This window comes from Streptomyces sp. NPDC002206 (assembly GCF_053593595.1).
Genome location: NZ_JBSFCW010000022.1, coordinates 57,259 through 78,755, shown reverse-complemented (window position 1 = coordinate 78,755; position 21,497 = coordinate 57,259). Strand labels below are relative to the sequence as shown.

Annotated in this window: 17 protein-coding genes; 9 read left to right on the top strand and 8 right to left on the bottom strand. The window is 70.8% G+C overall.

Features of this window, described 5'->3' with window-relative positions:
• Positions 1 to 6: 6 nt before the first annotated feature.
• From ACWCP8_RS29680 to ACWCP8_RS29670, 3 genes are all read right to left on the bottom strand, one after another.
• The gene (locus ACWCP8_RS29680) at positions 7 to 630 is read right to left on the bottom strand and encodes a class F sortase (RefSeq protein ID WP_352261987.1); all 624 of its coding nucleotides are present in this window, start codon (positions 628 to 630) and stop codon (positions 7 to 9) included.
• Between the two features lie 102 nt (positions 631 to 732).
• Positions 733 to 1,677 carry a hypothetical protein gene (locus ACWCP8_RS29675; RefSeq protein WP_451119150.1) on the bottom strand — a complete coding sequence of 315 codons (945 nt, stop codon included), beginning with the start codon at positions 1,675 to 1,677 and terminating at the stop codon, positions 733 to 735.
• Positions 1,678 to 2,124: 447 nt separating this feature from the next.
• A complete protein-coding gene (locus ACWCP8_RS29670; RefSeq protein WP_352261985.1) occupies positions 2,125 to 2,916 on the bottom strand; it encodes an aminotransferase class IV family protein in 792 nt (263 codons plus the stop codon).
• 74 nt (positions 2,917 to 2,990) lie between these two features.
• Between ACWCP8_RS29670 and ACWCP8_RS29665 the strand changes: the two genes are divergently transcribed.
• On the top strand, positions 2,991 to 3,608 hold the full coding sequence (locus ACWCP8_RS29665; RefSeq protein ID WP_352261983.1) for an NADPH-dependent FMN reductase: 618 nt from the start codon (positions 2,991 to 2,993) through the stop codon (positions 3,606 to 3,608).
• A gap of 59 nt (positions 3,609 to 3,667) precedes the next feature.
• Here ACWCP8_RS29665 and ACWCP8_RS29660 read toward each other — a convergent pair whose 3' ends face one another.
• Entirely contained in the window at positions 3,668 to 5,317 is a 1,650-nt protein-coding gene (locus ACWCP8_RS29660) for a M4 family metallopeptidase (protein WP_451119147.1), read from the bottom strand.
• Between the two features lie 206 nt (positions 5,318 to 5,523).
• Between ACWCP8_RS29660 and cutA the strand changes: the two genes are divergently transcribed.
• Positions 5,524 to 5,862: a divalent-cation tolerance protein CutA gene (gene cutA, locus ACWCP8_RS29655; RefSeq protein WP_030970255.1), complete on the top strand. Its 339-nt coding sequence runs from the start codon at positions 5,524 to 5,526 to the stop codon at positions 5,860 to 5,862.
• A 2-nt stretch (positions 5,863 to 5,864) separates the two neighbouring features.
• Entirely contained in the window at positions 5,865 to 6,332 is a 468-nt protein-coding gene (locus ACWCP8_RS29650) for a gamma-glutamylcyclotransferase family protein (RefSeq protein ID WP_451119145.1), read from the top strand.
• Here the strand turns inward: ACWCP8_RS29650 and ACWCP8_RS29645 are convergent.
• A complete protein-coding gene (locus ACWCP8_RS29645) occupies positions 6,292 to 8,382 on the bottom strand; it encodes a molybdopterin oxidoreductase family protein (protein ID WP_356321228.1) in 2,091 nt (696 codons plus the stop codon). The two genes, ACWCP8_RS29650 and ACWCP8_RS29645, sit on opposite strands and share 41 nt — an antisense overlap.
• A 133-nt stretch (positions 8,383 to 8,515) precedes the next feature.
• A complete protein-coding gene (locus ACWCP8_RS29640; protein ID WP_352261976.1) occupies positions 8,516 to 9,229 on the bottom strand; it encodes a SanA/YdcF family protein in 714 nt (237 codons plus the stop codon).
• Between the two features lie 199 nt (positions 9,230 to 9,428).
• On the opposite strand from ACWCP8_RS29640, the gene ACWCP8_RS29635 reads away from it, so the two are divergent.
• From ACWCP8_RS29635 to ACWCP8_RS29610, 6 genes are all read left to right on the top strand, one after another.
• A complete protein-coding gene (locus ACWCP8_RS29635; protein WP_451119142.1) occupies positions 9,429 to 10,256 on the top strand; it encodes a Cof-type HAD-IIB family hydrolase in 828 nt (275 codons plus the stop codon).
• Between the two features lie 66 nt (positions 10,257 to 10,322).
• Entirely contained in the window at positions 10,323 to 11,258 is a 936-nt protein-coding gene (locus ACWCP8_RS29630; RefSeq protein WP_451119140.1) for a sirohydrochlorin chelatase, read from the top strand.
• Positions 11,259 to 11,294: 36 nt separating this feature from the next.
• The gene (locus ACWCP8_RS29625; RefSeq protein WP_352261972.1) at positions 11,295 to 12,605 is read left to right on the top strand and encodes a deoxyguanosinetriphosphate triphosphohydrolase; all 1,311 of its coding nucleotides are present in this window, start codon (positions 11,295 to 11,297) and stop codon (positions 12,603 to 12,605) included.
• Positions 12,606 to 13,048: 443 nt separating this feature from the next.
• Positions 13,049 to 14,308 (top strand): NAD(P)/FAD-dependent oxidoreductase, encoded by a 1,260-nt coding sequence (locus tag ACWCP8_RS29620; protein ID WP_352261970.1) that lies wholly within the window; start codon positions 13,049 to 13,051, stop codon positions 14,306 to 14,308.
• Positions 14,309 to 14,446: 138 nt separating this feature from the next.
• Complete coding sequence (gene dnaG, locus ACWCP8_RS29615; RefSeq protein WP_352261969.1) at positions 14,447 to 16,351, top strand: DNA primase; 1,905 nt, start codon at positions 14,447 to 14,449, stop codon at positions 16,349 to 16,351.
• A 226-nt stretch (positions 16,352 to 16,577) separates the two neighbouring features.
• A complete protein-coding gene (locus ACWCP8_RS29610) occupies positions 16,578 to 17,705 on the top strand; it encodes an RNA polymerase sigma factor (protein ID WP_451119137.1) in 1,128 nt (375 codons plus the stop codon).
• A gap of 16 nt (positions 17,706 to 17,721) precedes the next feature.
• Here ACWCP8_RS29610 and ACWCP8_RS29605 read toward each other — a convergent pair whose 3' ends face one another.
• Positions 17,722 to 19,647: an ABC transporter ATP-binding protein gene (locus ACWCP8_RS29605; RefSeq protein WP_451119135.1), complete on the bottom strand. Its 1,926-nt coding sequence runs from the start codon at positions 19,645 to 19,647 to the stop codon at positions 17,722 to 17,724.
• The gene (locus ACWCP8_RS29600) at positions 19,647 to 21,380 is read right to left on the bottom strand and encodes an ABC transporter ATP-binding protein (protein WP_356001059.1); all 1,734 of its coding nucleotides are present in this window, start codon (positions 21,378 to 21,380) and stop codon (positions 19,647 to 19,649) included. Before ACWCP8_RS29600 ends, ACWCP8_RS29605 begins: the two co-directional genes overlap by 1 nt.
• Between the last annotated feature and the right edge of the window lie 117 nt (positions 21,381 to 21,497).

Sequence of the window (21,497 nt, the reverse complement as noted above, 5' to 3'; positions counted from 1 at the left end):
CGGGGGTCACCGCACGCCGGTGAGGTGCGCGTACGCCACCACATTGCCCTGGTAGCCGGTGGTCCGCGAGAAGCCGCCGCCGCAGGTGATCAGCCGCAGCGAGGCGTTCGGCGAGGCGCCGTACACCCTCTGGTCGGGGAAGTCCTTGTTCGCGTACACCTCGATGGCGTCGAGCGAGAAGACGGCGGTGTGCCCGTCCCGGCGGTCCACCTCGATGGTGCTGCCCTTCGCCAGGGACCCCAGGTTGTAGAAGACGGACCGCCCCTGCGCGTTGTCGACATGACCGGCGACGAGCGCGGTGCCCTTGGCGCCGGGCGGGGTGCCGTCCTTGTACCAGCTGACGACGTTACGGTCCTCGGCCGGCGGCACGGCGAGACTGCCGTCGGACCTGAGCCCGAGCCGGATCATCGGGGCGTCCACCCTGATGCTGGGGATGCGGAGACGGATGGGTGTCGAAGGGCGTAGCGGTTCGGCGACCGGTGAGCCGGGCTGCACTTGGGGACCGGCCGCGAAGGCCTGGGCAGCGGTCGGCTGCGGCGGCATCAGCTGGGTTTCGGAGCCGTTCCGGATCAGCCAGATGCCGACCAGCACTGCGACGGCGACCAGCCAGCCCTTGGCCTTCTGGGGCACGGTTGTCCTCCGGGGTGGGAAAGGTGGGAATGGGTCCCGTCCCGGTGGCGCGAGGCCACCGGGACGGAATCCTGGCGGTGACGGGGGCGTGGATACGCCCCGTCAGCTGCCGGCCTGCGTGCCGCTCGCCCGACGACGCAGGAGCCAGGCTCCGCCGACGGCGGATGCGGCGAGAACGCCGACGCCCGCCGCGATCTGGGTGGTGTCCGGGCGGACGGAGCCGCCTACACCAGTTTTGACGTGCCCGGAAGGACCGGTGGGCGAGTCGTAGCCGTCCCCGTTCCCGTTTCCGGTGTCGCGTCCGCCGTTGCCGTTGCCGTTCCCGTTCCCGGTGTCGCGTCCGCCGTTCCCGTTCCCGTTTCCGTTTCCGTTTCCGTTGCCGTTGCCGGTGTCGCGTCCGCCGTTCCCGTTGCCGTTTCCGTTGCCGTTCCCGGTGTCGCGTCCGCCGTTGCCGTTGCCGTTGCCGTTGCCGTTGCCGTTGCCGGTGTCGCGTCCGCCGTTCCCGTTACCGTTCCCGTTCCCGGTGTCGCGTCCGCCGTTCCCGTTCCCGTTACCGTTCCCGGTGCCACGGCCGGGCGGGGTATCGGATTGCCCGGTGGAGGTGCCGAGCCCGAAGGGGTTCGCGTTCCCGATGAGGCTCTCGCCCCTGGCGGCCAGGTCGTTCAGGGAAGGCACTTTGGGCCCGGTGCCCGGCTCGTCACCGGAGGCGCTGTCCTGACCGGTGTCCTTACCGTCGTCCTGTCCGGTGACCTTTCCCGCGCCGGTCCTCTCCGGCGCCCTGAACGTGTCGGCGAGCGCCTCCTTTTCGGTGGCCGGTGTCAGTGTGAATACCCCTGCCTCCAGGGAGTTCGCATGCCCGGTGGCCTTCGTGTCGCTCCCGGAGGCCGCGGTTCCGACCGTGTCCCCCGGAGCCGCGGCGGCCGCAGGTATCTCCAGTGAACCGAGCTCGCCTGCGTACGCTGACGGCGCGGCAGTGAAGAGGCCGATCGCAGCAACGGTGAGAGCTGCGGCGGCGGTGCCGGTCACGGAGCGGGCAGGACGGGGCATGGGGGGTTCCTCCGAGCGAAGGCGCTGGCTGGTGTCTCCTGACTCCGAGCTAACGGGCGGCCCGCCACCCACGCCTGCTGACGTCGAGTCAGCTTTCACTCGATCAGCCCGGCCCTGCCTCCTTGCCGCGCGGTATATCTGCAGGTCAAATCCCTGTTTGAGGGGGGATCCGGCCGCTTCGCGACACGCCGTGCCGATTGGGTGACGACCTTCGAGGCGTGAGTGGTGTACGTCACATGCATGGCCTCGCCGACCCCGGGCACACGCACATCACCCCCCACGGGAAGGCTCCCTCCGGCCGCCCGGCCGCCGTCCCCATCGGACCCACTCCCCCCTGGGCCCGATGGGGGCGGCCTCCCTCTGGGGGGGGCGAAGCCGAGCGGCCCCGGCGACCGCGATGCAGTCGGCCGGGCGGTCGAGCGCCCCCGAGCCGCCGCGTGGGCGGCCTCAGACTGTGTCCCGGGGGGCGCCCTCGTACGCCAGCCCCACCTGCTTCATCAGTTCCTCGTCGACGGTGAACTCCGTGTCGTCGATCCGCCGGATCGGTGCGATGCCCTGTGAGTTGGTGAGGAACGCCGACCGGAAGGCGCCGATCCCGTCCAGCGTCACCGGTCGCCGTGCGGATGCCAGTCCGGCCCCCGGAAGCTCCTGTTCCAGCAGCGCCATGGTGACGCCGTGGAGCGACGGGGCGGCGGGCCAGACGACCGAAGTGCCGTCCCAGAAGGCGATGTTGGTGATCGCGCCCTCGGTCACCGCCCCGTCCGGCGCGGTCAGCAGGGCCTCGTCGAAGCCGGAGCGTGCGGCGAGCCGTCCGTAATACGTCTGGCCGAACTCGCCGGGGCGCTTGATGTGCGGCACGGTGCGGACGTACGGAACGGACATCAGGCTGTGCGGTTCGGGGGACTTCTGCGCCGGCCCGCGCACCGTGACCATGACCGTGGCCTCCGTGTCGCCGGGCGGCAGGAAGGCGTACACCCGGGTCGAGGCGTCCCGTACCCCCGCACCGTCGAGTGCGTGCCGGATCAGCTCGCGGATCCGTTCCCCGTCCAGGCCGTGGTCGAACAGTTCCTGGTTCGCGGCGTCCAGCCGGGCCAGGTGGAAGGCGAGGCCTCGCACCTTTCCGTCCCTGACCTGCATGGCCGTGAAGTGGCCGTAGTTGGAGAAGGCGGGGATCAGGAGATCCGCCTCCGTGGCTGCGTGTCCGTTGAACTCGGCGTACAGGGGTGCGGCGGTCGTCATGTGTTCCACCGTATGCCGAAGGGGTGGACGATGCGGCTTGACCTCAACCTTGGTTGACGTACGAGGCTCGCTGCATGGACCTCATGACACCTGCTCCCGTCGCATCCGCCACCACCGCGCCCCTGAAGGTCGCGGTCATCCTCGCCAGCAACCGCGAGGGCCGCTTCGCTCCCGTGATCGCCGACTGGTTCCTCTCCCGTACCGCGGACCACCCGGACATCGAGACCGACCTCATCGACGTCGCCGACCTCGATCTCCCGTTCGCCCTTTCCCACCGCCCCGGCCCCGACGTACAGGCGCAACTGGCCGAGGTCTCGCCCCGGTTGGCCGCCGCCGACGCCTTCGCCGTCGTCACCCCCGAGTACAACCACTCGTTCCCTGCCCCGCTGAAGAACCTCATCGACTGGCATCACGCCGAATGGCAGGCCAAGCCCGTCGCCTTCGTCTCGTACGGGGGAGTGTCCGGCGGTCTGCGGGCTGTCGAGCACCTCCGTCAGATCTTCGCCGAACTGCACGCCGTCTCCATCCGCGACACGGTGTCGTTCCACAACGCGGGCGCCCTGTTCGATGACGACCGCAGGCACAGGGATCCGGCGGCCGTGGACGCGGCGGCGAAGACACTGCTCGATCAGCTCGTCTGGTGGGGGCAGGCGCTGCGCGAGGCCAAGGCGGTGCGTCCGTACGGGAATTGATGGTTGATCGAGCAGGTGCAGGTCCCGAAACGGGCAGCCGCTCCGGGACCTGCTCCAGGTCAGCCGACCGACACTGCCGACCAGGCCGCGGCCACCGCGTTCTGCTCCGCGCTGCCGGCGCCGTACAGGTCCTTCGCCGCGTCGAGCGTCGCGGTGCGGGCACCCGCGTACTTGGTGGAGGACGTCATGTGGACGGTCAGCGCCCGGTACCAGATCTTGCCGAGCTTGTCCTTGCCGATGCCGCTCAGGGTCGCCCCGTTGCACGTGGTGCCGTTGTGCTGGACGCCGCCGATGAGCTTCGGACCGCTGCCCTCGGCCAGCAGATACGCGAAGTGGTTGGCGACACCGGACGAGTAGTGCACATCCAGATTGCCGACCGAGGAGCTCCAGCAGTCCGCCGAGTTGCCGTCCTTGGAGGGCTGGTCCATGAACCGCAACGCGGCCTTCCCGAAGCCGGACTTCACGATCTTCTCGCCGATCAGGTAGTCGCCAGGATCCTGCGGGTTGTTCGCGTGGAACTCCACCAGCGTGCCGAAGATGTCGGAGGTGGCCTCGTTGAGACCGCCCGACTCACCGGAGTAGGTGAGGGCCGCCGTCTTGGACGTCACGCCGTGCGACATCTCGTGCCCGGCCACATCCAGCGCGACCAGCGGTCCGAAGGTCGAGCCGTCGCCGTCCCCGTACGTCATGCAGAAGCAGCTGTCGTCCCAGAAGGCGTTGTTGTAGCCATTGCCGTAGTGCACCCGGTTGTACGAGCCCTTGCCGTCCCCGGCGATGCCGTTCCGGCCGTGCACGTTCTTGTAGTAGTCCCAGGTGGTGTCCGTGCCGTACTGGGCGTCGACCGCTGCTGATGCGCGGTCGGAGGTGGTGCCGTTGCCCCAGTGGTTGTCGGCGTCGGTGAACAGCACCGCGGGCGCCCGGCTCCAGCAGATGGTGAGGATGCAGCCGTCGGTCTTGTTCTGCGCGTCGCCGGAGTAGGTGTTGCCGCGCGTCGCGTCCTTGAGCTGGTACGTCGATCCCGACTGGGTCGTCTGCAGCGGGACCGTACCGCTGTACAGCGACCGGCCGTCGCCGGACGCCGTCTCCAGGCTGTCCCAGGCATCGATCTGCCGGCCCGTGCGTGCGTCGGTGAGCACGACGCGGGCGACCGGGTTGCCCAGTGAGTCCTTGCCTGCCGCCTCAGTGCGCCAGGCCAGCTTGGGTGTGCCGTGCAGGGCGTCCACGACGAGCTGCGGCTGTGCGGCGACCTTGCGGAGCTTCACGCCGCGGTGGGCCGAGCGCAGTGCGGCCGCGCCCAGGTCGGCGGCGCCCGACGCGGAGAGGGACGGGGTCACGGTCGGCACGGCGAGATCGCCGCGGGCGGCCCGGTCGGCACTCCGGTACGCGCCGTCGGGCGCGAGGTGGACGATGAAGTCGCCGCCGAGGACGGGAAGATGGCGGTAGGTGCGGTCGTAGCGCACATGCTGGCTGCCGTCCTTGTCGACGACCACATCGCGCACCGCGGTGTCCTGGGCGCCGGTGAGGCCCAGTGCGGTGGCGTGCCCGGTGAGCGCGGCCTCGGCGTGACGGACGGCGGCGGCGGGGCTCGGGGCCGGGTGACCGGCCGCGGCGGCGCCCGTGGTCGCGGTGAGGGCGGAGGCCAGCAGGGCGGCGCCGACAGCGGCTATGCCGAGCGGGGTGAGGCGCGATGCATGCCGAATCGATCTCATCGGACTCCTCGGGGTGCGGGGGGAAAGGGCGATCTGAGCGGTGCTTCTGAGCTCGCCTCAGATTTAAGGGTTCATGACATGTCATGTCCATACCGCAACGGCGATGAAGGAGGACACAGCACCGAACCGCCCCGACAATCGACGAGAAGGACACGCCACAGGCACAAGATCCGAAGAGCAGAGCCGAAGAGCTGAGGAGACCGACGGTGACAACGCCGGCATGGCTGACCGTTCTGACCACCACGGACAGCGAGGAGAAGGCCCACGCCCTCGCCCAGGGCGCGGTGGAGGCGCGGCTCGCGGCATGCGCGCAGATCTCCGCGCCCGTCACCTCCGTCTACCGGTGGCGGAACGCCATCGAGACCACGGAGGAATGGCAGGTGCTGTTCAAGACGGTAGCCGGGCGCTACGACGAACTGGAGGAACACCTCCGGGCGGCGCACGACTACGAGACCCCGGAGATCATCGCGACGCCGGTGGTACGGGGAAGCGACCGCTACCTCGCCTGGGTGACTGCGGAGACAGCCCCGGTCACGGCCCTCTGACCATGCCGCGGACCGACCCCGAACTGCCCTTCTTCGTCTACGGCACGCTGCTCCCCGGCGAACCCAACCACGACCTTTTCCTCCGGGACCGGGCGATCGCGGAACAGCCGGCCCTGCTGCCGGGCGCCCTGCTGTACGAAGGCCCCGGCTACCCGTACGCGATCGAGGGCCACGGCACCGTGCGCGGCACGCTCGTCACGGCCACGCCCACCAGGTACGCGGAGCTGCTCGTCCTCCTCGACCGGCTGGAGGAGTACGTCGGACCGGGACACCCGCGCAATCTCTACGAGCGGGTCGTCCGCGAAGTCCGCCTCCCGGGCGCGGTCCCGCCCGGCACCGGAACCGCCCGCGCCTGGGTCTACCTCGCCGCCGCCCCCGTCACCCGCACCCTCCGTACCGGCGGCATCCCCATCCCGGGAGGCGATTGGCTCACCCGGCGGCCGCCTCCACCCGCACCGCGCACACCTTGAACTCCGGCATCCGCGACACCGGGTCCAGGGCCGGGTTCGTCAGCGTGTTGGCCCGGCCCTCACCCGCCCAGTGGAACGGCATGAAGACGGTGTCCTGCCGGATCGCCCCGGTGATCCGGGCGGGCGCCACCGCCCGCCCGCGCCGCGAGGTGACCGCCACCGGATCGCCCTCCGCCACCCCGATCCGCTCGGCGAGCCGCGGATGCAGTTCCACGAACGGGCCGGGGGCTGCGGCGTTGAGCTCGTCGACCCGGCGGGTCTGCGCACCCGACTGGTACTGGGCGACCACCCGACCGGTCGTCAGTACCACCGGATACTCCCGGTCGGTCTCCTCGGCGGCCGGACGGTGCGTCACGGGTACGAACCGCGCCCGCCCGTCGTCCGTGGCGAACCGGTCCAGGAACAGCCGCGGCGTACCGGCATGCTGCTCGTCCGGGCACGGCCAGAACACCCCGTTCTCCGCTGCGATCCGCCCGTACGTGATCCCCGCATAGTCGGCGGGACCGCCCGCGGAGGCACGCCGGAGCTCGTCGAAGACCTCCTCGGGGTCGGTGGGGAACCCCTTGCCGTGCCCGAGGAGCGCGGCCAGCCCGTGCAGCACCTCCAGATCGCTGCGGACGCCGTCCGGCGCGGTGACCGCCCGCTGCCGCAGCAGCACCCTGCCCTCCAGACTGGTCGTCGTCCCGGTCTCCTCCGCCCACTGCGTCACCGGCAGCACCACATCGGCCAGCGCCGCCGTCTCCGACAGCACCACGTCCGCGACCGCGAGGAAGTCCAGCGACCGCAGCCGCTCCTCCACATGCGCGGCGTGCGGCGCGGACACCACCGGGTTGGACCCCATCACCAACAGCGACCGCACGTCCGTCCCCAGCGCGTCGAGGAGCTCGTACGCACTGCGCCCCGGCCCCGGCAGCGAGTCCGGGTCGACCCCCCACACCTGCGCCACATGGCGGCGCGCCGCCGGGTCGGTGAGCTTGCGGTAGCCGGGCAACTGGTCGGCCTTCTGCCCGTGTTCGCGCCCGCCCTGACCGTTGCCCTGCCCGGTCAGACAGCCGTACCCGGACAGCGGTCTGCCCGCCCGGCCGGTGGCCAGACAGAGGTTGATCCAGGCGCCGACCGTGTCCGTGCCCTTGGACTGCTGCTCGGGTCCGCGCGCGGTCAGCACCATTGCGTTCCGCGCATCGCAGAACATCTCGACGGCCTCCCGCAGCTGCGGCACCGGCACCCCGGTCAGCCGCTCCACCAGCTCCGGCCAGTGCGCCATGACTCCGGCCCTGGCCTCGTCCCAGCCGGTCGTACGGTCGCGTACGAACTCCTCGTCCACCCGGCCGGCCGCCACCACCAGATGCAGCATTCCGAGCGCGAGCGCGAGATCCGTGCCGGGCCGGGGCGCCAGATGCAGATCGGCCTGCTCGGCGGTGCGGGTCCGGCGCGGATCGATGACGATCAACCGGCCGCCGTTCTCCCGCAGTTCGGTCAGAAAGCGCAGCGCGGGCGGCATGGTCTCGGCGAGGTTCGACCCGACGAGGATCACGCACCCGGTGCGCGCGATGTCCTCCAGGGGGAACGGCAGCCCGCGGTCGAGGCCGAAGGCCCGCTGGTGCGCGGCGGCCGCCGACGACATGCAGAACCGACCGTTGTAGTCGATCTGCGAGGTCGACAGGACGACCCGGGCGAACTTCCCGAGCGTGTACGCCTTCTCGTTGGTGAGCCCACCGCCGCCGAACACCCCCACGGCATCGGGCCCGTGCACGGCCCGGGTGCGCCGGAGCCCGTCGGCGATCGCGGCCAGCGCCTCGTCCCAGCCGGCCGGCTCCAGCTCGCCGCTGACCGCGTCGCGCACGAGCGGTCCGGTCAGCCGTACCCGTGAGGAGAGCACGGCCGGCGCGGTCCGGCCCTTGCCGCACAGGGCGCCGCGGTTGACGGGGAAATCGGTACGCTCCACGACCTCGACCACCGGGCCGCCGGTGACCGGTCGCAGATTCATCCCGCACTGCAGCGAGCAGTACGGGCAGTGGGTCGCGGTGGGGGCAGTCTCGGTGCGGGCCATGGGCCCCAGCGTGCGGGCCAGGTGTTACGCGGGCGCCCGCGACCGGTTACGCCGCCGGAACGTGGACCTCAGCCCGCCCCCGCCGGGCCCGTGAGGTCGGCCTCCGCCGGGCCGGTGAGGCCGGTCGGCGTCCTCACCGGCCGCCGGTCGCCAGAGCCTCCCCGACCCCGGGCTCCTCGGGCCCCAGGAAGTGCGGATCCGGCTTGAACATCGCGTCCAGTGCCGCCTTGCCCGCCGCGAACACCTCCCGTGTCCCGCCGTAGTACCAGGTCGCATCGTGCTCGGCGTCGACCCCGACCCCGTACGCGTCGATGCCCGCGGCCCGGCACAGCGCGATCGCCCGCCGGATGTGGAACCCCTGGCTCACCAGCACGGCCCGGTCGACCCCGAAGATCTTTTTGGCCCGCACGCAGGAATCCCACGTGTCGAACCCGGCGAAGTCACTGACGATCCGCTTGTCCGGCACCCCGTGCGCCACGAGATACGCCCGCATGGCATCCGGCTCGTCGTACTCCTCCCGGCTGTTGTCACCGGTCACCAGCACGACCTTCACCTTGCCGTCCCGGTACAGCTCGGCGGCCGTATTCAGCCGGTTCGCGAGATACGGCGACGGCTTCCCGTCCCACAGCCCGGCCCCGAACACCACGGCGACCTGCTGCGCGGGCGCGTCCGCGGTCGTCCGGACACGGGCGTCGGCGACGGAGTACATCCAGGTCGCGGGAGCCAGGCCCAGCACACAGGCTGCCATCACCCCCTGCACGGCCCACCGTTGCCCACGCCGCGTGCGCGGCCGGCGCGGCCGCAGCCGCCCGAGCCACCCCGGCCATTGCGGCCGCTTCCCTCGCATCGGAGTCCCTCGGTCGGTGTCATTGCGTCAACTGATCGGACGAGTATCAGGTCAAAAGGGTTCTCCACGCCGCGACTTTCTTCATCCGGACCGGCCTCGGCCGCAGCCCGACGTGCCGTCGCCACCGCGCCGGTGACATGCGGCGGCAAAGCGTGCCGTACACACGCCGGGCGCGGACCCCGCCCAATAAAATCGGCCGATGTTGCTTCCCAGACTGATCGCCTCCGACCTCGACGGCACTCTTCTGCGCCGCGACGGCACCCTCTCGTCCCGCACCCTCCGCGCCCTGCGCTCGGCCGAGAGCGCCGGTGCGGAGGTCGTCCTCATCACTGCCAGGCCGCCCAGGTTCGTCGACCGGCTCGCCGAGGCGACGGGGCTGACGGGGACGGCGGTGTGCAGCAACGGCGCGCTGGTCTACGACATCGGGACGCGTACGGTCGTCTCCTCCCGCGCCCTGCCCGTCACCGTCGCCCAGCGCGTGGCCACCGCACTCGCCGCCGTCCTGCCGGAGGTGGGCTTCGCCCTGGAGACCGGCAACCAGGTCCTTTACGAACCGGCGTACCGGCTGCGCCTGTCCGAGGACATCGACGCCGAACTGCCCGTAGCGTCCCTGGCGGACCTGTGGCTGACCGACGTACCCGTCACCAAACTCCTCGCCTGGTCCGACCGGCTCGACGCGGACACCCTGCTGGCCGCAGCCCGGCAAGGGGTGGGCCCGGCGGGCAGCGAAGTCCAGTTCACCCACTCCGGCGGGCGCGGGCTCCTGGAGATCAGCGCGTCCGGGGTCACCAAGGCGGGCACTCTCGCGGAGCTCTGCGCCGGACGCGGCATCGACGCCACGGAGGTCATCGCCTTCGGCGACATGCCCAACGACCTGACCGTCCTCGACTGGGCGGGCACCGGATACGCCATGGGCAACGCCCACCCGGCCGTGCTCGCCGCCGTACCGTCACACACGATGTCCAACGAGGAGGACGGGGTGGCCCACGTCCTGGAGCGCCTCTTCGGGCCGCCGACCGCGCCGTGAGCCCGTGGCAAAGACTCGTCACCCCTGCGCAACGACCTGGCAACCTGCGCCCGCCACCATCGGTGCATGACGGAGTCGGCATCGGCACAGCCCCGTGAGTCCCTGCCTCTCGACAGCACAGCGCAACTGTTGACCCGAATCACCGCCCAGCTCGGCGCCCAGCTCAGCCATGTCTCCCTGAACGGAACGCGCAGACCCATGCACCACCGCACCGGCGGCTCCGCACCGGGCCCCGCCACCACCACCCGCGCCCCCGCCCTCGTCGCCGTGGCGCACGGCAGCCGCGACCCTCAGGCGCTGCGCACGGCCATGAAACTGCTGGACCGGGTGCGGGAGCTGCGCCCGGGGCTGGACGTCCGGCTCGGCCACATCGAGCTGAACGAGCCGCTCCTGCCGGCGGCCCTGGCCGGCCTGGGGTCCGGTGACGCCGTTCTCGTACCGCTGCTGCTCGGCCGCGGCCACCACGTCAAGCGGGACATACCTGCGGCAGTCGCCGCCGCACCGGCCCTACGGGCCACGATCGCCGCGCCGCTCGGGCCGCACCCCCTGCTCGTCGAGGCGCTGTACGAACGGCTCGTCGAAGCGGGCTGGCCGGCCGAGGAGGCCGACAGCCGCGGCTCCGCCGTCGTCCTCGCCGCCGCCGGTTCGCGCGACCCCGATTCGGCCGCAGACACCCGCCGCACCGCACGGATGCTCAGCGAACGGCTCGGCGGGGTGCCCGTCGTCGCCGCGTACGCCTCCGCCACCACGCCCACCGTCCCCGTCGCGGTGCGCGCCCTCACCGCCCGCGGCCGGCACCGGGTCGCCGTCGCCTCGTACTTCACCGCACCCGGCCGCTTCGCGACGGCCGCCGCCGCTGCCGCCCCCGGCACCGCCGCGGCCCCGCTCGGCGCGCACCCCGCGATGGCGCGACTCCTCCTGCACCGGTACGACCAGGCGTTGGCCGGCGCACTCCCGGCACATGAAGTCGCGACGAACGGCCATCTCCTGGCGTCCGCCTGAGCCTTCTTGTCGGTCCGGCCGTTTACTGTCGTGACCATGGACGGTACGCGGGGCACACAGGAACACGGCACCACGCCCTACGGCGCGGCCGACACCGAGCGCTGGGACACCGAGCCCGACAAACGGCCGGGCCGCACCGCCTTCCAGCGGGACCGCGCCCGGGTGCTGCACTCCGCCGCGCTGCGCAGACTCGCCGGGAAGACCCAGGTCGTCACGCCCGGCACCCGCAGCCTCGCCTGGGACGCCAGTCCCCGGACCAGACTCACGCACTCCCTGGAATGCGCCCAGGTCGGCCGGGAGCTCGGCGCCGCGCTCGGCTGCGACCCCGATCTGGTCGAGACGGCCTGTCTGGCGCACGACATGGGCCACCCGCCGTTCGGGCACAACGGTGAGCAGGCGCTCAACGACTTCGCCTCCGACTGCGGCGGCTTCGAGGGCAACGCCCAGTCGCTGCGGCTGCTGACCCGGCTGGAGCCGAAGCGGTTCGTGCGCGACGTGCGGACCGGCGAACTGGTCAGCGTCGGGCTCAATCTGACCCGGGCGGCGCTGGACGCCGCCACCAAGTACCCGTGGCCACGCGGCGGCCACCCCACCGACCCCGGCTCCCGGAAATTCGGGGTGTACGAGGACGACCTGCCGGTCTTCGAGTGGGCCCGCAAGGGCGCCCCGTCGTACCGCAAGTGCTTCGAGGCCCAGGTGATGGACTGGTCCGACGATGTCGCGTACTCGGTACACGACTTCGAGGACGGTCTGCACGCCGGCCACATCGACCCCGACTGCCTCTTCGCGGAGCCGGAGCGCCGCGAGATCTGGGACGTGGCGATCGGGCGCTACGTCCCGCTCGACACCGAGCCGCAGGAGCTGGCCGACGCCCTCGACCGGCTCATCGGCCAGGAGTGGTGGCCGCACGGCTACGACGGATCCGCCGTCGCCCAGGCCCGGCTGAAGGACGCGACGAGCCAGCTGATCGGCCGGTTCTGCCTCGCCGCCGAGACCGCGACCCGCCAGGCGTACGGAGCCGGTCGCCTCGGCAGGTACGCGGCCGAGCTCGTCGTCCCGCGCGAGGCACGCAATGAATGCGCGGTCCTGAAGGCGGTGGCCGACCGCTATGTGATGCAGCGCGCCGAACAGGAAGCGATCCGTGCCGCCCAGCGGATCGTCATCGCGGAACTGGCCGCGGCGCTGACGGCGCGCGCCCCCGAGGGCCTGGAACCACAGTTCCGCGCGCTGTACGAGCACGCCTGCGACGACCGGTCCCGCAAGCGCGTCCTGGTCGATCAGATCGCCGCCCTCACGGACGCCTCGGCCCGCTCACTGCACGCCTCCCTCACCGCCCGGGGGCGGTGAGGGACCGCCGGGCGGCTGCCCCGGTGCGCCGCGTCCCCGAGCGCCCCGCTGCCGCGCGCCCTGCCCGGACGCGGACCGGCCGCCCGCGCTCCGGGCCACCTGTGCGTTGTGGGCGAAAGGTGGCCCGGCGGGCCGCCGTCCGGGATACGGGCACCCGCCGGCGTCCCCTCCGTATTCGCCTGCCTGTTCGGCGGCCGCGGGCAAGTCCTGCGGCCGTGGGGCGCGGCGATGACGGTCGGCAACGGCGCAGGTGATGTGCTGGGAGCACATGCCACGCCGGGCGGGCGCGCGGCTCCGCCCGGGGCCCGTTCCGTGCGGCGTCGGCCCCGGCCTGTGGCCACCGGGTGTGACCTGATCGGGGTACACCCTCTTTCGCCATCACGCTGCGTGCGGGACGCTCGCAGGTGGCGGCGGAGCGCAGCAAGCACCGAGGAGGTACCAAAGTGGTCGACGCACATCGGACGTTCGTCATCGTCGGGGGAGGACTGGCCGGAGCGAAGGCAGCCGAGACACTCCGTTCGGAGGGTTTCAGCGGCCGGGTGATCCTGGTCGGCGATGAGCGTGACCATCCGTACGAACGACCTCCCCTCTCCAAGGGCTATCTGGTCGGCAAGGAGGCCCGGGAAAGCGTCTTCGTCCATGAGACGGCTTGGTACGCGGGCGCCGATGTGGAGCTCCACCTCGGCCAGCCCGTCACCGCCATCGACCGTGGCGGCCGCTCCGTGGAGCTCGGCGACGGCACCGTCATCCACTACGACAAGCTGCTGCTCACCACCGGCGCCGAACCCCGCCGCCTCGACATCCCCGGTACGGATCTGGCCGGCGTCCACCATCTGCGCCGCCTCGCCCACGCCGACCGGCTGAAGAACGTGCTGTCCGCGCTCGGCCGCGACAACGGCCATCTGGTGATCGCCGGGGCGGGCTGGATCGGCCTGGAGGTCGCGGCGGCGGCCCGGGGATACGGTGCCGAGGTCACCGTCGTCGAGCCGGAGGCGACCCCGCTGCTCCGGGTCATCGGCCCCGAGCTCGGCCAGATCTTCACCGAACTCCACAGAGACCACGGCGTCCGCTTCCACTTCGGCACCCGGCTCACCGAGATCATCGGTCAGGACGGCATGGTCCTCGCCGCCCGCACCGACGACGGCGAGGAACACCCCGCCCACGACGTCCTCGCTGCGATCGGCGCCGCCCCGCGCGCCGCCCTCGCCGAAGCCGCCGGCCTCGCGATCGCCGCCCGCAGCGACGGCGGCGGCATCGCGGTCGATGCCTCGCTGCGCACCTCCGACCCGGACATCTACGCTGCCGGGGACGTGGCCAACATGCCGCACCCGCTGTTCGGCACCCGGCTGCGCGTGGAGCACTGGGCGAACGCGCTCAACAGCGGCCCGGCCGCCGCCCGTGCCATGCTCGGCCGGGACGTCGGCTACGACCGCGTGCCGTACTTCTTCTCCGACCAGTACGACCTGGGGCTCGAATACTCGGGCTGGGCGCCGCCGGGCTCGTACGACCAGGTCGTCATCCGCGGCGACGCGGGCAAGCGGGAGTTCATCGCGTTCTGGCTGAAGGACCGCAGGGTGCTGGCCGGGATGAACGTCAATGTGTGGGATGTCACCGAGACCGTGCAGGAGCTGATCCGGACCGGCCGGCAGATCGACCCGGACGCGCTCGCGGACCCGTCGGTGCCCCTGGAGTCGCTGATCTGAGCCGTATCAGGACGGTGTTCTGCGCGGTGTTCCCCACTGTCTTCTCCGTCGCCGGGCGGTCGTGATCAGGGTTCCGTCCGGCGCCCGCGACGACGACCGTGCGCTCCTGCTGTCCGCCCTCACCCGTAGACTTCACCCGTGGCAGGCAGGATCAATGACGACGATGTGAAGGCGGTCCGGGACGCGGTCCCGATCGACGCCGTCGTTTCGGAGTACCTCCAGCTGCGGAACGCGGGCGGGGGCAACCTCAAGGGGCTCTGCCCGTTCCACGACGAGAAGTCGCCCTCCTTCCAGGTCAGCCCGAGCAAGGGACTCTTCCACTGCTTCGGCTGCCAGGAGGGCGGCGACACCATCGCGTTCGTGATGAAGATCGACCACCTCTCCTTCTCCGAGACGGTCGAGCGGCTCGCCGCCAAGGCGGGCATCACCCTGCGCTACGAGGAGGGCGGCTACAACCCCTCCCACCAGCGCGGTGAGCGCATCCGGCTGGTCGAGGCGCACAAGGCCGCCGCCCAGTTCTATGTCGAGCAGCTGGACGGTCCCGAGGCGGAGATCGGCCGGAAGTTCCTCGCCGAGCGCGGTTTCGACCAGGCGGCGGCGGCCCACTTCGGCGTCGGCTACAGCCCGGCCGGCTGGGACCACCTCACCCGCTACCTCCGGGGCAAGGGGTTCAGCGACCGGGAGCTGATCACCTCGGGCCTCTCCCAGGACGGCCGCCGCGGTCCCATCGACCGCTTCCGCGGCCGGCTGATGTGGCCGATCAGCGACACGTCCGGCGAGGTCGTCGGCTTCGGTGCCCGCAAGCTCCGCGACGACGACAACGGGCCGAAGTACCTCAACACCCCCGAGACCGCGATCTACAAGAAGTCGCAGGTGCTGTACGGCATCGACCTCGCGAAGAAGGACATCGCGAAGGCCAGCCGGGCCGTCGTCGTCGAGGGCTACACCGACGTCATGGCCTGCCACCTCGCCGGCATCACCACCGCCATCGCCACCTGCGGTACGGCCTTCGGCGGCGACCACATCAAGATCCTCCGCCGGCTCCTGATGGACAACGGCAGCGCCCGGGTGATCTTCACGTTCGACGGCGACGCGGCCGGTCAGAAGGCCGCCCTGCGGGCCTTCGAGGATGATCAGAAGTTCGCCGCGGAGACGTACATCGCGATCGCCCCGGACAACATGGACCCGTGCGATCTGCGGCTCGTCAAGGGCGACGAGGCCGTCCGCGACCTGGTCGAACCACGCACGCCGCTCTTCGAGTTCGCGCTCCGCCAGATCGTCGGGCGGTACGACCTGGAGACCCCCGCGGGCCGCGGCGCGGCCCTCGACGAGGCCGCCCCCGTCGTCGCCCGGATCAAGAACAGCTCCTCGCAGCACGAGGTCGCCGTCCAGCTGGCCGGGATGCTCGGCATCCTCGACACCCAGTTCGTCGTCAAGCGCGTCGCCCAGCTGGCCCGCTGGGCCCGCGACCGCGGCGACCGGGGCCCCGCCCCTGCGCCCACCCGCGGCGGCCCCCAGCACCAGCAGGCCCGGCCCACCGCCGGCCCGTCGGGCCCCGCGCTCCATCTCCGCAGCCCCGCCCACCGCACCGAGCGCGAGCTGCTCAAGCTCGCCCTGCAGCGGCCCGCCCTGGTCGCCCCGGCCTTCGACGCCTACGGGGTCGACGAGTTCACCGCCCCGCCGTACGCGGCGGTGCGGCAGTGCATCGCGGAGGCGGGCGGTGCCGAGCGGGGCCTCGCCGACACCCGCGAGTATCTGGTCGGCGTCCTCGATGCCGCTCCCAACGACACGGTGCGCAAGCTGGTCACCGAGCTTGCCGTGGAGGTCTTCCACGGCAAGTCCATCGACGAGGCGTACGCGGGCGAGCACCTGGTCAAGGTCCGGCTGCGCGCCGTCGACCGGCGGATCAACGACGTCCAGGGCAGCCTCAGCCGTCTCGGCAGCAATGTGGCTCCCGACCATCTGGCGGCCGCGCAGAACGAGGTCTGGGTCCTCCAGCAGTACGCCCAGTCCCTGAGCAACAACGGCGCCGACGCGCTCTGACGCGACCGGGGCCGGTCCGGCGGATCATGGCCGGGGCCCGGCCTCCCCGCGCGTAACCGGCCGGTTACGGACCGGACTCAGAAAGTCCGCGCACGCCCCTCGTGGCGGCGATGTGTCTTCCCCCACACTGGGGGGCGGTGCCTGAGTCATCGGAGCGCGGTCGGCCCACTGCACGGTGGACCTCCCATCCCCGCGATCCGGCAGCGATCACCTGGAGGTCGCCCCCGTGCAGACCCGGACCGTGACCACAACCGAGCGTGTCTCGGCCGTCCCCGCGCAGAACCGGGCCATGCATCATCCGGAGGCAGCGGTGGACCCACTGACACCCGAACCGCCCGAACCTTCGGAACCGCCCGAGGCGGTCGTCGCAGCCGACGCCGTCCTGGAGGAGCAGGCGGAGATGCCCGAACTCCCGGAGTCGCGCGGCCGCACCGACACCGGCGGCCCGTCTTCCGACCTCTTCCGTCAGTACCTGCGGGAGATCGGACGCATCCCGCTGCTCACCGCCGCCGACGAGGTGGAGCTCGCCCGCCGCATCGAGGCCGGCCTCTTCGCCGAGGAGCGGCTCGCGAGAACCCCGGACCCGGACTCCCGACTCGCCGTCGATCTCGACCGGTTGGTGGTCCTGGGGCGGATGGCGAAGCGCCGCCTGATCGAGGCGAACCTGCGCCTCGTCGTCTCCGTCGCCAAACGCTACATCGGCCGCGGACTGACCATGCTCGATCTGGTCCAGGAGGGAAACCTCGGACTGATCAGGGCCGTCGAGAAATTCGACTACGCCCGGGGCTACAAGTTCTCGACGTACGCGACCTGGTGGATCCGGCAGGCCATGTCCCGCGCCCTCGCCGACCAGGCGCGGACGATAAGGGTCCCGGTCCATGTCGTCGAGCTGATCAACCGCGTCGTACGGGTGCAGCGCCGGATGCTCCAGGAACGCGGCTACGAGCCGACGCCCGAAGAGGTCGCCGCCCAGCTGGACCTGACGCCGGAACGGGTCGGTGAAGTGCTGCGGCTCGCTCAGGAACCCGTCTCGCTGCACGCACCGGTCGGCGAGGAGGACGACGTCGCGCTCGGCGACCTGATCGAGGACGGAGACGCGGCGTCCCCGGTGGAGTCCGCCGCGTTCCTGCTGCTGCGCGAGCACCTCGAAGCGGTGCTCTCCACCCTGGGCGAGCGGGAGCGGAAGGTGGTCCAGCTGCGCTACGGGCTGGACGACGGCCGGCCCCGCACACTCGAAGAGATAGGCCGGATCTTCGGCGTGACACGCGAACGCATCCGCCAGATCGAATCCAAGACCCTCAACAAGCTGCGGGACCACGCCTTCGCCGACCAGCTCCGCGGCTACCTGGACTGAGGTCGCGCCGAAGAGATCAGTCGACCTCGGCGACCGCCTGCGCGAACTGCGCCGCATACAGCCGGGCGTACGCCCCCTGCGCCTCCAACAGCTCGTCGTGCGTGCCCTGTTCGACGATCGCCCCGTTCTCCATCACCAGGATGACGTCCGCATCCCGGATGGTGGAGAGCCGGTGCGCGATCACAAAGCTCGTACGGCCGTGCGCGAGGCGGGCCATCGCCTTCTGGATCAGCACCTCGGTACGGGTGTCGACGGAGCTCGTCGCCTCGTCGAGTACCAGGATCACCGGGTCCGACAGGAACGCCCGCGCGATGGTGATCAGCTGCTTCTCACCCGCGCTGACCCCGGTGCCCTCGTCGTCGATCACCGTGTCGTAACCGTCCGGCAGGGTACGGATGAAGCGGTCGGCGTGGGCCGCCCTCGCCGCCTCCTCGATCTCCTCCCGGGTGACCTCGCGCGAAGCGCCGTACGCGATGTTGTCCGCGATCGACCCGCCGAACAGCCAGGTGTCCTGGAGGACCATGCCGATCCCCGATCGCAGCTCGTCGCGCGACATCTGCGCCACGTCGACGCCGTCGAGTGCGATCCGGCCGCCCGTCACCTCGTAGAACCGCATCAGCAGGTTGACCAGCGTCGTCTTGCCGGCGCCGGTAGGGCCGACGATCGCGACCGTGTGGCCCGGCTCGACGTTCAGCGACAGATTCTCGATGAGCGGCTTGTCCGGCTCGTACCGGAACGACACCTTCTCCAGCGAGACGCTGCCGAGCAGCTCCGCCGGACGCTCACCGGTCCGGGCGTCGGGGCCCTGCTCCTCGGCGTCCAGCAGCTCGAAGATCCGCTCGGCCGAGGCGACACCCGACTGCACCAGGTTCGCCATCGAGGCGACCTGCGTCAGCGGCATCGAGAACTGCCGCGAGTACTGGATGAACGCCTGGACGTCACCGATCGACAGCGCACCCGACGCCACCCGCAACCCACCGACGACGGCTATCAGCACATAGTTCAGGTTCGACACGAACATCATCAGCGGCTGCATGATCCCGCTGTTGAACTGCGCCCGGAAGCTCGCCTCGTACAGTGCGTCGTTCTGCTCGGCGAAGTCCCTCGCGGACTCCTCCTGCCGCCCGAAGACCTTCACCAGGGAGTGCCCGGTGTACATCTCCTCGATATGGGCGTTGAGCTTTCCCGTCACCTTCCACTGCTGCACGAACTGCGGCTGCGACCGCTTGCCGACCTTCGTCGCCACGACCACCGACAGCGGCACCGTCACCAGCGCGACCAGGGCCAGCAGCGGCGAGATCCAGAACATCATGATCAGCACGCCGACGATGGTCAGCAGGGAGTTGATGAGCTGGCCCATCGTCTGCTGCATCGTCTGAGAGATGTTGTCGATGTCGTTCGTCGCCCGGCTGAGCACCTCGCCGCGCTTGGCCCGGTCGAAGTACGACAGCGGCAGCCGCGACAGCTTCGTCTGGATGTCCTCGCGCAGCTGGAACACGACCTGGTTGATGATCCGGATCGACAGCCGGGTTGCCACCAGCATCAGCAGACCGGCACCGACATAGACCGCCAGTGCCGTCAGCAGTACGTCGCCCACCGCACCGAAGTCGATGCCGTGGCCAGGGGTGAAGTCGACCCCGGAGAGCAGGTCGGCCAGGCCGCTGTTGGTCTTGCGCAGGCCCTCGACGGCCTGCTCCTTCGTCGTGCCCTCGGGCAGCCGCCGGCCGATGACCCCGGCGAACACCAGGTCCGTCGCCCTGCCGAGAATCTTCGGTCCCACCACCGAGAGGCCGACGCTCAGCACACAGGCCGCCAGCATCCCGTAGAGCGAGGTCCTCTCCGTCGCGAAGCGCTTCAGCAGCCGCTTCGACGACCCCTTGAAGTCCATGGACCGGTCGGTCGGCGCCCCGCCCGCCATCATGCGTCCGCCAGGCCCGGCCATTACGCGGCCTCCGCTTCCGTCAGCTGGGAGAGCACGATCTCCCGGTAGGTTTCATTGCCGTCCATCAGTTCGTGATGGGTACCGGAGCCGACGACCCGGCCCTCGTCGAGCACCAGGATCCGGTCCGCGTCACGGATGGTGGACACCCGCTGAGCCACGATCACCACGGTCGACTCGGCCGTCTCCTGCGACAGCGCCCGGCGCAGCGCGGCATCCGTCGCATAGTCGAGCGCGGAGAACGAGTCGTCGAAGAGATAGATCTCCGGCCGCTGCACCAGCGTCCTCGCGATCGCGAGTCGCTGCCGCTGCCCGCCGGAGACATTGGTGCCGCCCTGGGCGATCGGCGCGTGCAGCCCGTGCTCCAGCTCCTCGACGAACTCCTTGGCCTGCGCGACCTCCAGCGCGTGCCACAGCTCCTCGTCGGTCGCGTCCGGGTTTCCGTACCGCAGATTCGTCGCGACCGTCCCGGAGAACAGATACGGCTTCTGCGGAACCAGACTCACCGTCTTCGCCAGCAGCGTCGGCTCCAGCGTCCGTACATCCGTGCCGTCGACCAGCACCTGACCATCCGTCACATCGAACAGCCGCGGTACGAGACCGAGCAGCGTCGACTTCCCGCTGCCCGTCGACCCGATGATCGCGGTCGTCTCGCCGGGCCGCGCCACCAGATCCACCGACCGCAACACCGGCTCCTCGGCGCCCGGGTAGCGGAAGTCCGCAGCCCGCACCTCCAGATGACCGTGGGCGCGCAGCTCCCGCACCGGCTCGACCGGCGGCACCACGCTCGAATCGGTCTCCAGCACTTCCTGGATGCGCTCTGCACACACCTCGGCGCGCGGCACCATCATGAACATGAAGGTGGCCATCATCACGGACATGACGATCTGCATCAGGTAGGAGAGGAACGCGGTCAGCGCGCCGATCTCCATCCCGCCGCTGTCGATCCGGTGCGCACCGAACCAGACCACGGCGATCGACGACACGTTCACGACCGTCATCACGGTCGGGAACATCAGCGCCATCAGACGCCCGGTGGAGAGCGCCACATCGGTCAACTCGGTGTTGGCGCCGCGGAACCGCTTCTCCTCGTACCCGTCGCGGACGAATGCGCGGATGACCCGGTTGCCGGTGATCTGCTCGCGCAGCACCCGGTTCACCGTGTCGAGCCGCTCCTGCATCGTGCGGAACAGCGGCCGCATCCGCCGCACGATGAGACTCACCGCGATGCCGAGCACCGGCACCACCGCGAGCAGCACCGCCGACAGCGGAACGTCCTGGCCGAGCGCCATGATGATGCCGCCGACACACATGATCGGCGCCGAGACCATCATGGTGAACGTCATCAGGACCAGCATCTGGACCTGCTGGACGTCATTGGTCGTACGGGTGATCAGGGAGGGGGCCCCGAAGCGCCCGACCTCACGTGCCGAGAACGACTGAACCCGGTCGAAGACCGACGCCCGCACATCCCGGCCCAGTGCGGCCGCAGTTCGCGCACCGTAGAAGACGGCCCCCGTGTTGCAGACGACCTGGGCGATGGAGACGGCGATCATGATGCCGCCGTACGTCAGGATGTAGCCGGTGTCCCCCTCGATGACACCGTTGTCGATGATGTCGGCGTTGAGAGAGGGGAGGTAGAGGGTGGCGCAGGTCTGCAGCAGCTGGAGAGCCACCAGCAGCATGATCGGTTTCTTGTACGGGCCGAGACAGGCCCGCAGGAGTTTTATGAGCACGCGTGTCTCTCGGAGTCGGCAGGAGGTCGGGAGTCGACTCATTTTCCGGCAAGGCCCGGCGTGACCGCGAACGTTTTTCCTCAAGCCCAGGTCAAAAACATGACCCGGTCCACCTAC

Bases quoted from the DNA above. Each gene is read 5' to 3' on its own strand.
- ACWCP8_RS29665 (WP_352261983.1), top strand. From the start codon at position 2,991: ATGGACCTCATGACACCTGCTCCCGTCGCATCCGCCACCACCGCGCCC.
- ACWCP8_RS29670 (WP_352261985.1), bottom strand. From the start codon at position 2,916: ATGACGACCGCCGCACCCCTGTACGCCGAGTTCAACGGACACGCAGCC.
- ACWCP8_RS29605 (WP_451119135.1), bottom strand. From the start codon at position 19,647: ATGGCCGGGCCTGGCGGACGCATGATGGCGGGCGGGGCGCCGACCGAC.
- ACWCP8_RS29635 (WP_451119142.1), top strand. From the start codon at position 9,429: ATGTTGCTTCCCAGACTGATCGCCTCCGACCTCGACGGCACTCTTCTG.
- ACWCP8_RS29675 (WP_451119150.1), bottom strand. From the start codon at position 1,677: ATGCCCCGTCCTGCCCGCTCCGTGACCGGCACCGCCGCCGCAGCTCTC.
- ACWCP8_RS29660 (WP_451119147.1), bottom strand. From the start codon at position 5,317: ATGAGATCGATTCGGCATGCATCGCGCCTCACCCCGCTCGGCATAGCC.
- ACWCP8_RS29650 (WP_451119145.1), top strand. From the start codon at position 5,865: ATGCCGCGGACCGACCCCGAACTGCCCTTCTTCGTCTACGGCACGCTG.
- ACWCP8_RS29625 (WP_352261972.1), top strand. From the start codon at position 11,295: ATGGACGGTACGCGGGGCACACAGGAACACGGCACCACGCCCTACGGC.
- ACWCP8_RS29645 (WP_356321228.1), bottom strand. From the start codon at position 8,382: ATGGCCCGCACCGAGACTGCCCCCACCGCGACCCACTGCCCGTACTGC.
- ACWCP8_RS29640 (WP_352261976.1), bottom strand. From the start codon at position 9,229: ATGCGAGGGAAGCGGCCGCAATGGCCGGGGTGGCTCGGGCGGCTGCGG.
- ACWCP8_RS29630 (WP_451119140.1), top strand. From the start codon at position 10,323: ATGACGGAGTCGGCATCGGCACAGCCCCGTGAGTCCCTGCCTCTCGAC.